At 70.8% G+C, this 14474-nt stretch carries 12 protein-coding genes; 6 read left to right on the top strand and 6 right to left on the bottom strand.

Going from position 1 to position 14474, the window contains the following annotated elements:
• Positions 1-59: 59 nt before the first annotated feature.
• On the top strand, positions 60-1469 hold the full coding sequence (locus tag F4553_RS29940; protein ID WP_184842620.1) for a magnesium chelatase ATPase subunit I: 1410 nt from the start codon (positions 60-62) through the stop codon (positions 1467-1469).
• Positions 1450-3396, top strand: a complete 1947-nt coding sequence (locus tag F4553_RS29935; RefSeq protein WP_184842617.1) for a vWA domain-containing protein — start codon at positions 1450-1452, stop codon at positions 3394-3396. The genes F4553_RS29940 and F4553_RS29935 overlap by 20 nt, the downstream gene beginning before the upstream one ends.
• Before the next feature lie 50 nt (positions 3397-3446).
• Here the strand turns inward: F4553_RS29935 and F4553_RS29930 are convergent, their stop codons facing one another.
• The 4 genes from F4553_RS29930 to F4553_RS29915 all read right to left on the bottom strand — a co-directional run bounded on the left by F4553_RS29930 (position 3447) and on the right by F4553_RS29915 (position 7867).
• Positions 3447-3995: an EF-hand domain-containing protein gene (locus tag F4553_RS29930; protein ID WP_184842614.1), complete on the bottom strand. Its 549-nt coding sequence runs from the start codon at positions 3993-3995 to the stop codon at positions 3447-3449.
• Between the two features lie 290 nt (positions 3996-4285).
• Complete coding sequence (locus F4553_RS29925) at positions 4286-5125, bottom strand: alpha/beta fold hydrolase (protein WP_184842611.1); 840 nt, start codon at positions 5123-5125, stop codon at positions 4286-4288.
• Positions 5126-5141: 16 nt separating this feature from the next.
• Positions 5142-6683 (bottom strand): long-chain-fatty-acid--CoA ligase, encoded by a 1542-nt coding sequence (locus F4553_RS29920; protein ID WP_184842608.1) that lies wholly within the window; start codon positions 6681-6683, stop codon positions 5142-5144.
• 29 nt (positions 6684-6712) lie between these two features.
• A complete protein-coding gene (locus tag F4553_RS29915; RefSeq protein ID WP_184842605.1) occupies positions 6713-7867 on the bottom strand; it encodes an acyl-CoA dehydrogenase family protein in 1155 nt (384 codons plus the stop codon).
• Between the two features lie 181 nt (positions 7868-8048).
• Between F4553_RS29915 and F4553_RS29910 the strand changes: the two genes are divergently transcribed.
• The 4 genes from F4553_RS29910 (at position 8049) to F4553_RS29895 (ending at position 12322) form a co-directional block, all read left to right on the top strand.
• Positions 8049-8705, top strand: a complete 657-nt coding sequence (locus F4553_RS29910) for a TetR/AcrR family transcriptional regulator (RefSeq protein WP_184842602.1) — start codon at positions 8049-8051, stop codon at positions 8703-8705.
• Between the two features lie 52 nt (positions 8706-8757).
• Positions 8758-10194 (top strand): aldehyde dehydrogenase family protein, encoded by a 1437-nt coding sequence (locus F4553_RS29905; RefSeq protein ID WP_184842599.1) that lies wholly within the window; start codon positions 8758-8760, stop codon positions 10192-10194.
• Positions 10191-11276 (top strand): alcohol dehydrogenase catalytic domain-containing protein, encoded by a 1086-nt coding sequence (locus F4553_RS29900; RefSeq protein WP_184842597.1) that lies wholly within the window; start codon positions 10191-10193, stop codon positions 11274-11276. Before F4553_RS29905 ends, F4553_RS29900 begins: the two co-directional genes overlap by 4 nt.
• A 161-nt stretch (positions 11277-11437) precedes the next feature.
• The gene (locus tag F4553_RS29895; RefSeq protein WP_184842594.1) at positions 11438-12322 is read left to right on the top strand and encodes an aldo/keto reductase; all 885 of its coding nucleotides are present in this window, start codon (positions 11438-11440) and stop codon (positions 12320-12322) included.
• Positions 12323-12404: 82 nt separating this feature from the next.
• Here the strand turns inward: F4553_RS29895 and F4553_RS29890 are convergent, their stop codons facing one another.
• On the bottom strand, positions 12405-13025 hold the full coding sequence (locus tag F4553_RS29890) for a TetR/AcrR family transcriptional regulator (RefSeq protein WP_184842591.1): 621 nt from the start codon (positions 13023-13025) through the stop codon (positions 12405-12407).
• Positions 13026-13164: 139 nt separating this feature from the next.
• Entirely contained in the window at positions 13165-14451 is a 1287-nt protein-coding gene (locus F4553_RS29885) for an ABC transporter substrate-binding protein (protein ID WP_184842588.1), read from the bottom strand.
• Positions 14452-14474: the final 23 nt, after the last annotated feature.

Below are 14474 nucleotides of genomic sequence, written 5' to 3'. Positions count from 1 at the left end.
AACGTTATAGAGCGTGGCAGATCGTGGCCATGGCCTCCGTGACGAGCTAACGTGCGGTAGTGACACTCGAACCAGTTGGTCTTCCGAAGACGTTGGGCGAGCTGCGCGCCGCCGGACACCGCTACCGCACGGTCAAGGAGGAGCTGCGGGAGAACCTGCTCGCGCGCCTGCGCACGGGCCAGCCGCGCTTCCCCGGCATCGTCGGCTATGACGCCACCGTCCTGCCCGAGGTCGAGCGGGCCATCCTCGCCGGCCATGACATGGTCCTGCTCGGCGAGCGCGGCCAGGGTAAGACCAGGCTCATCCGTTCGCTCGTCGACCTGCTCGACGAGTGGACCCCGGTGATCCCCGGCTCCGAGCTCAACGAGCACCCGCTGCAACCCATCACGCCGTCGGCCCGCCGCGCGGTCGAGGAGGTCGGCGACGAGCTCCCGATCGGCTGGCTGCACCGCTCCGCCCGATACGGTGAGAAGCTCGCCACCCCCGACACGAGCGTCGGCGACCTCGTCGGCGACGTCGACCCGATCAAGGTCGCCCAGGGCCGTACGCTCGGCGACCCCGACACCATCCACTTCGGACTCGTTCCGCGTACCAACCGGGGCATCTTCGCCGTCAACGAGCTGCCCGACCTCGCCGAGCGCATCCAGGTCTCGCTGCTCAACGTGCTGGAGGAGCGCGACATCCAGATCCGCGGCTACCAGCTGCGCCTGCCGCTCGACCTGCTGCTCGTCGCGAGCGCCAACCCGGAGGACTACACCAACCGGGGTCGCATCATCACCCCGCTCAAGGACCGCTTCGGCGCCGAGATCCGCACCCACTACCCGCTCGACCTGGAGCTGGAGATCGCGCTGGTGCAGCAGGAGGCGCAGCTCGTCGCCCGGGTGCCCGAGCACGTCGTGGAGGTGCTGGCCCGCTTCGCCCGCGCGGTCCGGGAGTCCCCCGCGGTCGACTCCCGCTCCGGCGTCTCCGCCCGCTTCGCCATCGCCGCCGCCGAGACCGTCGCCGCCTCCGCCCTGCGCCGAGGCGGGCTGCTCGACGAGGCCGACCCGGTCGCCCGGATCGGCGACACCGTCTCGGTCACCAGCACGCTGCGGGGCAAGGTCGAGTTCGAGTCCGGCGAGGAGGGGCGCGAGGTCGAGATCCTCAGCCACCTGCTCCGGCAGGCCACCGCCGAGACCTTCCGGGCCCGGCTCGCGGGCCTCGACCTGTCCGGCTTCATCAACCTCGTCGCCGAGGGCGAGATCGTCGAGACGGGCGAGCTCGTCGGCGCCGACGAGGTGCTCCGCCAGGTCGGCACCGTGCCCGGCCTCGCCAAGGTGCTCGAACGCCTCGGCCTCGGTGACGCGCCGAGCCGGGGTGAGGCCGCCGCCGGCATCGAGTTCACGCTGGAGGGCCTGCACCTGACGAGGCGGATGTCGAAGGCGCAGACCGACGAAGGACGGACCCTGTATGGCAGCCGGGAAGCGTAACCGCTACGGCGCCTGGGCGGACGGGCCCGACCCGCTCGCGCCGCCCTACGACGTGCGGGCCGCCGTCGACTCCGTCGGCGAGGAGGTGCTCGCCGGGGGCAGCCTCCGCGAGGCCCTGCGCAACCTGCTGCGCCGGGGTCTCGACGGTCGCCGCGGCCTCGACGACCTGCTCGCCCGCGCCCGCCGGATGCGCCGCGACGCACTGCGCCGCGGCAATCTCGACGGCGCGGTCACCCGGGCCGCGCAGCTGCTCGACCAGGCGCTCGCGGCCGAGCGGGACATGCTCGCCGACCGCGACGACGACGATGCCGCCTTCGCCCGGTCCACACTCGACAACCTGCCGAGCTCCACCGCTCGCGCGGTCGAGGAGCTCTCGGGTTACCGGTGGGCCAGCGACGAGGCCCGCCAGCTCTACCAGCAGATCCTCGACGGGCTGCGCCGCGATGTCCTGGAGCAGCGGTTCCAGGGGCTCAAGCAGGGCCTCGCCAATCCCGCCGCGCAGCAGGGCGTCGCGGAGATGGTGACCGACCTCAACGCGCTGCTCGAACGTCATGCCCGGGGCGAGGACACGACCGATCAGTTCGCCGAGTTCATGCGGCGGCACGGCGACTTCTTCCCCGAGCAGCCGGGCTCCGTCGAGGAGCTCGTCGACATCCTCGCCCGTCGCGCCGCCGCCGGAGAGCGCCTCATGCGCTCGCTCTCCCCGCAGCAGCGCGAGGAGCTGGCCCAGCTCATGCAGCAGGCACTGGGCGACGGGGAGCTGGGCCGGCAGATGGCGGCGCTCAGCGACAACCTCCGCGCACTGCGCCCCGACCTCTCGTGGAACCGCAGCGAGCAGGTGCGTGGCGGTCAGCCGCTCGGTTACGGCGAGGCGACCGGTGCCCTCGCCGAGATCGCCGACCTCGACGACATGCTCGACCAGCTCGGGCAGGAGCACCCCGGTGCCACTCTCGACGACGTCGATGTCGAGCAGGTGTCGCGCACGCTCGGCCGGTCCGCGGCGGACGACGTACGCCAGCTGCAAGAACTGGAGCGCGAGCTGCGCCGCCAGGGCTGGGTGGCCCAGGGCGCCGACGGCATGACGCTGAGCCCCAAGGCGCTGCGGCGGCTCGGCGGCACCGCGCTGCGCCAGGTCTTCGCCGACCTGGGCAGCAGACGCCGAGGTCAGCACGACGTGCGCGACGCCGGCGCGTCCGGCGAGATCACCGGTGCCTCCCGCCCCTGGGAGTACGGCGACGAGCAACCCCTCGACGTGGTGCGCACCATCTCCAGGGCGGTCCTGCGTTCGGGTTCGGGCACCCCGGTGGCCCTGGCGGTCGAGGACTTCGAGGTGGTGGAGACCGAACGCCGCTCGTCGGCGGCGGTGGCGCTCTGCGTGGACCTGTCCTACTCGATGATCGCGGAGGGGCGGTGGGGTCCGATGAAGCAGACCGCGCTCGCCCTGTCGCACCTCATCGCCACCCGGTTCCCGCAGGACTCGCTGCAGATCATCGGCTTCGGCCTCGCCGCGTCGGCGATGTCGCAGACCGAGCTCGCCGCCGTGGAGCCCGACTTCCAGCAGGGCACCAACCTGCAGCACGCCCTGAAGCTCGCCTCCCGGCACCTGCACCGGCACTCGGGGTCCGAACCGGTCGTGCTCGTCGTCACCGACGGCGAGCCCACCGCGCACCTCGGTCCCTACGGCCCGACCTTCAACTGGCCGCCGCTGCGCGAGACGATCGAGGCGACCGTCGTCGAGGTGGACCAGCTCACCCGCTTCGGCGCATCGCTCAACCTCTTCATGCTCGGCGAGGACCCGGGCCTGCGGCGCTTCATCGACGCGATCGCCCGGCGCAGCGGAGGTCGGGTCTTCACCCCGTCCACCGAGGACCTCGGCCGCTACGTCGTCGCCGACTACCTCCGGGCCCGTCGCGGCCGAAACGGCTGACCGCGTTCTTTAGGACCAACTCTTCAAGAGTTGGTCCTAAAGAACGCGTCTCAGTAGCGGCCGAAGAACCAGTTGCCGACCGCGTTCTCATCGGCGCCGATGTAGAACTGCTCGACCGCGACGATCATCTCGTCCACGGAGAGCCTGCCGTCGCGATCGGTGTCGAGCTGGTCGAAGGCGAACCCGATCTCGTCCTCAGGGGTGCCGAAGGCCCGCTGCATCACCGCGAACTCCGCCGGGTTCACGAAACCGTCGTCGTCGGTGTCGGCGAGCTCCAGAACCGCGATCGCGCCGGGGCGGAAATGCCGGTCGAAAGCGCCGTCACCCTGCGCGAACGCGTCGATCATGCCGTCGGCGTACTCCTGCGGGCTCAGCCGCCGGTCCCCGTCGGCGTCGAGCGCCTCGGCGAGCGCCACCCAGAAGGTGCTGAAACCGTCGGCGATCCTGCGTGCCTTGGGGTCCTCGTGGGTCACCCCGAAATTGGCGAGCAGGCGCAGACCGAGGTCGGTCAGGTCCTGCTCCTCGACATAGCCGCTGCGATCCGCGTCCAGGTGGTTGAACGCCTTGTCAAGCTTGCGCTGCTGGATAACGGTAGCCATGAGGGCAAGCTATGTCCGCCGCGAGGGGCAGTCGATAGCCGACACTCGATCGGGTGTCACCCGCTCAGGGCGTCACCTTTCGCCGTCGCAGCAGCCACCAGCCGACAGGGCCAGCGCCAAGATCGCCGCAACTCGTGAAGAGTTGGTGTTGTCGCGGCGGCGCCGCCGCGCCTGGTGATCACACCATCTTCAGGGAAGACGGCGTGATCAAGGTGCATGATCAGGCCATCTTCGGGGAAGACGGTGTGATCACCGAGCCCCGTTGAGGACCAACTCTTCAAGAGTTGCGGCTAAGCGGGAGTCGACAGGAGCCAGGACAGGGTGGCGGGGGTGGCGTCGAAGTGACCGGCATGGCCGTCGCCCTCGGCGAGGACCAGTTCGGCTCCGGGGATGCGCTCAGCCAACCAGCGCGAGTGCGACGGCGGCACCACCGAGTCGTCCTGGCCGTGCCAGAGCCGCGTCGGCACCGAGATCGTCGCCGGGTCGAAGCCCCAGCCGACCCCGAAGAGCGCGACCACGTCGTCGACCCACCCGTCGAGCCCGGGCCGCACCGCCTCGGCGAACGCGTCCGCGAGCATCTCCCCCACCTCGGGCCGGGCGAGCACCGCCTGGTCGTTCTCCGGAAGCTGCGGCCGGGAGGCGGTGCCCGCGCTGGAGAGGTGCTGCTCCACGGCGGCCCGCCCGAGCAGTGCCACCCAGGCGCTCTGCTGGTTGGTCTCCATCATGCCGTCGGTCCAGTCGAGCCCGGCCGCGTCGCGGGGGGCGAGGCTGGCGAGGGTCGCGACCCGGCTGATCCGGTCGCCGAGCAGCGCCGCGACCGCCAGCGCGTGCGGGCCGCCGCCGGAGACGCCGAAGACCGGGAACCGCTCGATCCCCAGTGCGTCGGCGATCGCCTCGACATCGGCGGCGGCGTCCACGACGGACCGGCCGGGCTGGGGCGTGGAGTGCCCGAATCCCGGCCGGTCATAGGTGATGAGCTGGATGCCCAGCGCGGTGAAGACGCTCTCGTCGGGGTAGCGCGCCAACCGGCTCATCGGGCTGCCGTGCAGGTAGAGCACCGGCAGCCCGCCCGGAACACCCCACTCCTCCACGGCGAGGATGCGGCTGTCGGAGGTGGTGAGGGTACGCATGATCGATAAAGTACCCCTACCCCTCCTCGATGATGCGTCGGCGGAGCTCCCGCTTGAGCACCTTGAGACTGGGGCCCAGCGGCAGCTCCTCGGCGAAGCGCACCTGCCGGGGGTACTTGTGCCGACCCAGGTGCTCCTTGCACCAGGTCACAAGCTCGTCCTCGGTGAGCGCGGCACCGGCTGCGACCACGACCACGGCGCAGATCTCCTCACCGAAGATCTCATCCGGTACGCCGACCACGGCCACCTGCGCGATCGACGGATGCCGGGCCAGCACCTCCTCGACCTCCCGGGGATAGATGTTGAAGCCACCCCGGATGATCAGGTCCTTCTTGCGGTCGACGATGGTGATGAAGCCGTCGGCGTCCTTCTGTCCGAGGTCGCCGGAGCGGAACCAGCCGTCGACCATCACCTGGGCGGTCGCCTCGGGCCGGTCGAGGTATCCGGCGAAGACGTTGTGGCCGCGGATGACGAGTTCGCCCAGCTCGCCGACGGGGAGGAGCTCGATGCGGTCCTCGATCTCGGCGCGGGCGATCTCCACCTCGACGCCCCAGATCGGGTGTCCGATGGTGCCCGCACGCTGCCCGAACTGGGGTTGGTTGGTCGTCGCGGTCGGGGAGGTCTCGCTCAACCCGTACCCCTCGAAGATGGTCGTGCGGAACGCGGCGTTGAAGCGCTCGAGCACCGCGACCGGCAGCGAAGCTCCGCCGGAGATGCAGATCCGCAATTGCGGCAGCTCAGCGCGGCCCGCCGCGGCCTCCAGCAGCCCGATGTACATCGTCGGTACGCCGTGGAAGACGTTCACGCCCTCCGCGACCATGAGGTCCAGGGCTGCGGCACCGGTGAAGCGGGCCAGCAGCACCAGCGTGGCGCCGAGCCGGAAGGTGCCGTTCATGCCGACGGTCTGGCCGTAGGTGTGGAACAGCGGCAGGCACCCGAGCACGATGTCGGTGGGCTTGGCGTCGTTGGCGTCGAAGACGTTGACGGTGGCGTTCATGACGAGGTTGAGGTGCGTGAGCAGCGCGCCCTTGGGCTCGCCGGTGGTGCCGCTGGTGTAGAAGACGACCGCGATCTCCTCGGCCTCCCGCGACACGAAGGTCGGCAGCGGCGGCGCACCGACCTCCTCCAGCCGCCGCCCCTCGAAGCCCTCGGGCGCCAGCGCGGCCGGTCCCACGGTGGCGATCGGCACCCCGGCGGCGGCTGCGGCGGGAGCGCCGACCCCGAGCAGCGCGGTGTGGCAGATCAGCAGGTTGGTGTGGCTGTCCCGGAGCACATAGGCCATCTCCTCCGCGTTGAGCAGCAGGTGCACGGGGACGACGACGGCACCGGCGGCGAGCGCGCCGTAATAGGCGCGGGGGAACTCCACGACGTTGGGCACGACGAGGGCGACGGTGTCACCGGGCCGGACGCCCAGTTCCCGCAGGCCCGCCGCGTAGGTGAGCGCCTGCCGCCAGAGCTCGGCATAGGTGACGCGCTGGGCGCCGTCGACGACCGCGACCTTGTCGGGGTAGCGCCGGGCGGCCTCGGCGAGCACGCTGGCGAGGGAGAGCGAAGTCATGGTGGGAGCCTCCATGGTGGACGGATGGGCTAGAAGGCGCTGATTCCGGTCAGCGCGCGGCCGATGATGAGCTGCTGGATCTGGCTGGTGCCCTCGTAAAGGGTTGTGACCCGGGCGTCACGGAGGTACTTGGCGACGGGGTATTCATCGATATACCCGTAACCGCCGAAGACCTGGAGCGCGTTGTTGGCGCAGCGGACGGCGGCCTCGCTGGCGAAGAGCTTCGCCATGGAGGCCTCGGTCTCGAAGGGCTCGTGCCGGTCGATCAGGTCGGCGACGCGCCAGACGAGCAGCCGGGCCGCGTCGGCGTCGACCGCCATCTCGGCGAGGAGCTGCTGCACGAGCTGGTGCCCGGCGATGGGCTTGCGGAACTGCACCCGCTCCCCGGCATAGGCCACGGACGCCTCCAGGCAGCCCCGGGCCACCCCGACACAGCCCGCGGCGAGCGACATCCGGCCCTTGGCGAGGGCGGCCATCGCGATCCGGAAGCCCTGCCCCTCGGCGCCGAGCAGGGCGGCGGCGGGTACGCGACACCCGCTGAAGCTCATCTCGGCCGTGGCCTGACCGCGCAGGCCGAGCTTGCCGTGGATCTCGGTGCGGCCGAAGCCGGGTGTGTCGGTCGGCACCAGGAAGGCACTGATGCCCTTGCGTCCGGGCTGGTCGGCGCCGGTGCGGGCGAAGACCAGGGCGACGTCGGCCCAGGTGCCGTTGGTGATGAAGACCTTCGCGCCGTCGATGACCCAGTCGTCGCCGTCGCGGACCGCGCGGGTGGTGAGCTCGCCCGCGTCGGAGCCGGTGCCGGGCTCGGTGAGGGCGAAGCAGCCGATCGCGTCGCCGGAGCAGAGCCGGGGCAGCCACTCCTCCTGCTGCTCGCCGGTGCCGAAGGCGGCGATCGACTTGGCGACGAGGCCGAGCGAGACCGAGACGATGCCGCGCACGGACGAGTCGCCCCGGCCCAGCTCCTCCATGACGAGGCAGTAGCTGAGGTGGTCGCCGCCGGACCCGCCCCGGTCCTCGGGGATGGTGAGGCCGAGGAAGCCCAGGTCACCGAGCTTCTTGACGATGCCGAGGTCGACCGATTCGCGCCGGTCCCAGGCCGCCGCGTGCGGGATGATCTCGCGATCGGTGAACTCGGCGGCGAGCTGCCGCACGGCGAGCTGCTCCGGGGAGAGGGTCAGGTCCATCCGGATAAACTAGCGCTGTTAGTTTTATCGCGTCCAGCCCTACGTGTGGCAGAGTTTCACCGCGCGCCGGTCACCTGTCACGTTTTGCAGCACAGCGTGGCCTGGATGCGCGAGGAGGCCACGCTGTGCTGCAAAACGTGGCACCGGCGCCGCGAGCACGACGGATCGAGAGGAGGAAGCCATGGCACGGCCCCGCCAGGCGCTGCTCAGCCGCGAGCGGATCATCGAGACCGCGACCGCGCTCATCGACGCCGACGGCCTCGCCGCCTTCTCCACCCGCCGCCTCGCCACCGAGCTGGGCGTGCGCGGCCCGTCCCTCTACAACCACTTCGCGACCAAGGACGAGCTGCTCGACGGCGTCGCCGACGCGATCATCGGGCTCGTCGACACCTCCTTCTTCGGGCGGCACGACTGGCGGATCGCGATCCAGCTGTGGGGCCGCTCCTACCGCGATGCGCTGCGGGAACACCCGCACATCGTGCCGTTTCTGGCCCAGGGCCCGGGGCGGCGGCCGGCGGCGCTCGCGATGGCCGACGCGGTCTACGGCGGGCTCGTCGACGCGGGCTGGCCACCGGCGCGCGCCACCCACATCGGGGCGCTCATGCGCTATCTCGTGATCGGATCGGCGCTCGGCTCGTTCGCGCAGGGCTTCGTCGGCGATCCCGAGGTCTACGCGCAGCACTACCCCCATCTCGGCCAGGCCCACCTGCTCGTCGAGCACCGCAAGAGCGTCGACGAGGGCGCCTTCACCCTCGGCCTCACGGCCCTCATCGCCGGCCTGTCCGAGGAGTACGAGCGGATCATCGGCCCGCTGCCGCCCTTGCCGGAACCTCGCTGACCCGACTACGGTAAAACTTCCACTGATAGTTTCTTCTCCGTGAGGTGCTTGCATGGCAGCGACCCGCCCCGGCATCGACGACCGCTCCGCGCACTTCATCGGCGGCACCTGGACGGCCCCGCACGGCACCGGCACCATCGCCGTCGAGGACCCCTTCACCGAGCAGGCGCTCGCCCACGTCCCGGCCGGTGACGCGCACGATGTCGACGCCGCCGTCTCCGCAGCCCGCGCGGCATGGCCCGGGTGGGCGGTGCTCTCCCCCGCCGAGCGCTCGGCGCACCTCGCGAGGCTGCACGAGGAGCTCACGGCCCGCGCCGAGCTGATCGCGACCACGGTCGCCCTCGAACTCGGCACCCCGATGAAGCTCGCCACGCGGGTCCAGGCCGGCCTGCCGCTCACGGTCCTGGCGAGCTGCGTCGAACTCGCCGCAGCACCGCCCGCAGCGCTCTCGATCAAGAACACCGAGGTGGTACGCGAGCCGGTCGGCGTCGTCGGCGCCATCACCCCGTGGAACTACCCCCTGCACCAGGTCGTCGCCAAGGTGGCCCCGGCGTTGGCGGCGGGCTGCACGGTCGTGCTCAAGCCCAGCGAGCTGACGCCGCTCGTGGCGTACGTCCTCTTCGACGCCGTCGCCGCCGCCGGCCTGCCCCCCGGCGTCGTCAACCTCGTCAGCGGCACCGGCCCCGACGTGGGTGCCGCCATCGCCGCCCACCCCGGCGTCGACATGGTCTCCTTCACCGGCTCCACCGCGACCGGAGCGCTCATCTCGCACCTGGCCGCCGACCGCATCGCCCGGGTAGCCCTGGAGCTCGGCGGCAAATCCGCCAACGTGATCCTCCCCGACGCCGATCTCGCGCAGGCGGTGAAGGTCGGCGTCGGCAACGCCCTGCTCAACTCCGGCCAGACCTGCACCGCCTGGACCCGGATGCTGGTCCACCGCGACCACTACGACGAGGCGGTCTCGCTGGCGGCGGCGGCGATGACGGGCTACACGATGGGCGACCCCTTCGACCCGGCCACCCGCGTCGGCCCGCTCGTCTCGGCGGGTCAGCGGGACCGGGTGCGCGGTTTCATCGACACCGGCCTCGCCGAAGGCGCCCGCGCCGTCGTCGGCGGCCTCGATGCCGAGGTCCCGCCGTCGGGCTACTTCGTCGCGCCCACCCTGCTCGCCGACGTTTCTCCCGACAGCACCGTGGCCCAGGAGGAGATCTTCGGACCGGTGCTGAGCGTGCTCGCCTTCGACGACGACGACCACGCGGTCCAGATCGCCAACAACTCCCGCTACGGCCTCGCCGGCGGTGTCTGGTCCGGCGATCCCGACCGGGCCACGGCCGTCGCCAAGCGCTTGCGTACGGGTGCCGTCGACATCAACGGCGGCGCCTTCAACCCCCTCGCCCCGTTCGGCGGCTACAAGCAGTCCGGGCTCGGCCGCGAGCTGGGGCACTTCGGTCTGGAGGAGTTCATGCAGATCAAGGCGATCCAGCGATGAGCCGCACGGTGCGGGCCTTCGTCGCCCGCGACCGGGACACCCCGCCCGGCATCGAGGAGATCACGCTGCCCGAGACCGGACCGCACCAGGTACGCGTCCGCATCCTCGCGGCCGGGGTCTGCCACACCGACCTCTCCATGGTCAACGGCACGCTGAGCCCGCAGTTCCCGCTGGTCCTCGGCCATGAGGCGGCCGGCGTCGTGGTCGAGACCGGCTCCGCCGTCCGGTCAGTCCACATCGGTGATCACGTGATCCTCAACTGGTCGCCCGCCTGCCGCGAGTGCTGGTTCTGCGACAACGGCGAGCCGTGGATCTGCGAGACGTCGGGGACCCCGTCCTACCCGGGCGGGTCCACCCGCGACGGTGTGCCGGTCAACGTGACGCTCGGGCTGGGCTCGCTCGCCGAGGAGGTCGTCGTCGGGGAGAGCGCCGTGGTGCCGTTCCCCGCCGAGGTACCCGCCGAGCAGGCCGCACTGCTGGGCTGCGCGGTCCTGACGGGCGTCGGTGCCGTACGCAACACCGCCGGCGTGGCCGAGGGCGACACGGTCGCGGTCATCGGGCTCGGCGGGGTCGGGCTCTCCGTCGTCATCGCCGCCCGGGCCGCCGGAGCCGCGCAGGTCATCGCCGTCGACGTCACCGAGGCGAAGCGCGACCTCGCTCTCGCGGCGGGCGCCACCGACTTCCTGCTCGCCGGAGACACGCTGGTCAAGGCGATCCGCACCGCGACCGGCGGCCGGGGTGTCGACCACGCCTTCGAGTGCGTCGGCCGGTCGGCGAGCATCACGGCCGCGTGGAAGGGCACCCGGCGCGGTGGCAGCGTCACGGTCCTCGGCATCGGCAAGCGCGACGACCTGGTCACCCTCGGCGCGCTCGACATCTTCCACTCGGCCCGGACGTTGCGGTCGTCGGTTTACGGCTCGTCGGATCCCGATCGCGACCTACCCGTACTCGCGCAGTCCGTTCTCGACGGCGACCTCGACCTGCGCCCGCTGATCAGCCACCGGATCACCTTGGACGAGGCCCCCGAGGCTTTCGCCCGCCTGTCCCGAGGCGAGGGCGCCCGCTCCGTCGTCGTCTTCTAAGCCACGTTTTGCAGCAAAGCGTGCCCTCGCGGCGCGGCGCGGCCAAGATCGTCGCAACTCTTGAAGAGTTGGTCCTAAAGGGCTGGGTCCTTCTGGACCTTGAATGGTTTCCGCTGCCCTGGCAGCACAAACCATTCAAGGTCCGGAGCTAGAGTCGCTCAATGCCAACTGATGAGATCACCGCGGGCTCGGCCGGGACCTGGACGCTCGGGGACCTGACCGTCAACCGGATCGGCTTCGGCTCGATGCGCCTCACCGGCAGCGCCGCCTTCGACCTCGGGGTGCCGAGCAACCGCGACCGATCCATCGCCGTCCTGCGTCGCGCGATCGAGCTCGGCGTCGACCACATCGACACGGCGGCCTTCTACTTCTCCCGGCTGCGCTCCGCGAACGAGCTGATCAACACGGCGCTGGCGCCCTACCGGGAGGGGCTCGTCATCACGACGAAGGTGGGTCCGAGCCGGGACGCGTCCGGCGCGTGGGTGGGACTGGCCCGGCCGGATCAGCTCCGCGGGCAGGTCGAGGAGAACCTCCGCCAGCTCGGCCGGGACCACATGGACGTCGTCAACCTGAGGCTGCACGGGGTCGACTCGATCGCCGAGCACTTCGGCGCGCTCGCCGAACTGCGCGACGCGGGCATGATCCGCCACCTCGGCATCTCCAACGCCCGACCCGAGCACCTCGAGCAGGCATTGGCGATCGCACCGGTGGTGTGCGTACAGAACGCGTACGGCATCGACCTGGGTCGCCACAACGACGAGTTCGTTCGGGACCTCGGAGTTCGGGGCATCGCGTTCGTACCGTTCTTCGCCGTGACGAGTACGGGCCGCGAGACCGGCGGGGTGGCGGAGACCGCGGCGGTGCTCGCGGTGGCACGGGCGCACGGTGCGACACCCGCACAGGTACGCCTCGCTTGGACCCTGCACCAGGGACCGCATGTGCTGGCGATCCCCGGCACCGGCAACCCCGACCACCTCACCGAGAACGTCGCCGCCGGAGCCCTGCGCCTCACGGCCGAGGAGCTGGCCCGCCTCAGCGCCCCTTAACACCAACTCTTCAAGAGTTGCGGCGATCTTGGCTGTGACGCGAGCACCTCGGCTGAGGTGAACACGCGCAGCGCGGCAGTCGTTAGCGGAGGCCGCCGGCGATGGCCGCCAACAGGAGGGCGGTGACCGTGCGGCTCATGACGGCCCGGGCCTCGGCGATCGGCAGGGCCAGCTCGTCACGGAGCATCGACCACGACGCCCAGGTGCTCGCGACCGAGAGCGCCTGCAGGAGCTGCTCCCGCTCGATCGGGTCCAGCTCCAGCTCGCGGGCGAAGAGGAGTTCTATCTCCGCGCGTACCGAGGCGATCATTTTGGTTTTGTTCTCGCGGAGCTGAGCCGAGAACGGCTCGCGCAGACGCGCGGCGCGGGCGGCCGGGGCGAGGATCTCCAGCATGCGCGCCCGCTGGTCGCAGAACTCCTCGACGCGGCGCGGCAGCGGCAGCGCGCTGTCGATCGGCCGGTGCTCGGCGGCGAGCTGCTGGAAGAGGCGCTCGCCGGAGGCGGCGAAGAGCGCCTCCATGTCCTTGAAGTTGGTCCAGAGCGCGCGCAGCGAGGTGCCGGCCCGCGCGGCGATCTTCTCCCCCGTCGGCCGGAGGTCGCCCTCGACGATCAGCCCGAGGTGCGCCTCGACGATCGCGGCCCGGGTCCGCTCGGCCCGCGCCGTGCGCCCGTCCACCCGCGCAGGCGAATCCACCTCGGTCATCCCGCTGCCCTCGCCCTCTGCCCGACCCCGCGCCGAAGTCTAAACGCCACCCCCTAATTGCCGTTGATCAAGGGAAGACTCACCATCCGGGGTGTCCGAATTGCGGCGAGTCTTCCCTTGATCAACGCGAAATTGGCGGTCAGGCGGTGGGGACACCCGACGTGGGGGGCGTGACCGCGGGGTCGGCGTACTCCGTTACCGGAGCCTCTGCCTCGTCGGTCTTGAAGGTGGGGCCGAAGTACGACTGGACGCCCGCCGTCACCTTCATCATGCGCATGCCGCCGTAACCGGAGTGGTCGCCCTTGGCGAAGAGGAAGGGTGCCAGGCCGGGGCCCTTGAAGCCGCCCTTCTCGACCGCGGCGATGATGCCCTCGCGGGTGAGGTCCTTGCCCGCGGCGAGGAGCGCCTGGACGAAGAGGTAGCCGACGGACATGCCGTAGATGATGTTGCCGTCGAACGGCGCGTCCCCGTTGTGCTCCTTGTTGATCTTCTGGAAGAGCTGGATCCACGGGTTGCCCGTGTCGGAGGCGGCGGGCAGGTAGTTGGCGCCGGTCAGGCCCTCCAGCAGCGGCTTACCGGCGTCGCCGAGGGTCTTGGCGAGCGTGGTGTAGTCACCGCCGACGCTGGAGACGATCCACTGCGGACGGAAGGCGAGGCGAGCGGCCGTGCCCAGCGAGAGCGCGGTGAAGCCGGGCACCGTGGCGAGGATGACAACCTGGCAACCGGCCGCCTTGAGTGCGCCGATCTGCGGGCCGATGTTGGTGTTGGTGACGACGTACTCCTGCTTGGCGGCGACACCGTCCGCACCGAGGATCTTCGTGACACCGGCGAGGCTGTCCCGGCCGAAGTCGTCGTTCTGGCCGAAGAAGCAGGTCTTCTGCCCGGCGAAGTTCGCCTTCACGTGGTTGGCGAGGATCTTGCCCTCGACCGTGTAGTCGGGCTGGAAGCCGAAGGTGCCCGGGTACTTGTCGGGCTGGTCCCAGCTGCGGCTGCCGGAGGCGACGAAGAGGTCCGGGACCCGGTTGGTCTTGAGGAAGTCCAGTACGCCGGTGTGGGTCGGCGTACCGAGGCCGTTGAGGATCGCGAAGACCTTGTCCTGCAGCACGAGCTGGCGCACGGCGGTCTGCGTGGTGGCCGGGTTGTAGCCGTCGTCCATCACCTTGTAGGTGATCTTCCGGCCGTTGACGCCGCCGGCCGCGTTGACGTAGTCGAAGTACGCCTTCGTCGCGGGCGAGATCTTGGAGTAGCCGCCGGACGCGGGGCCGGTGAGCGGCTGATGCGTACCGACGACGATCTCGGTGTCGGTGACGCCGGGAACGGGAGCTGACGTGCCGGGGGTGTCGCCGTCACTGCTGCATGCGGCGATGGCGACCAGCAGGGTCAGGGAAGCAGCGAGGGCGAGCCCACGCCGTGCCGAGCGATACATGTCTAGCACCGACCTTTCATCGG

The organism is Allocatelliglobosispora scoriae, from assembly GCF_014204945.1.
Lineage (GTDB): Bacteria > Actinomycetota > Actinomycetes > Mycobacteriales > Micromonosporaceae > Allocatelliglobosispora > Allocatelliglobosispora scoriae.
This window is presented reverse-complemented; position numbering and strand designations above follow the sequence as displayed.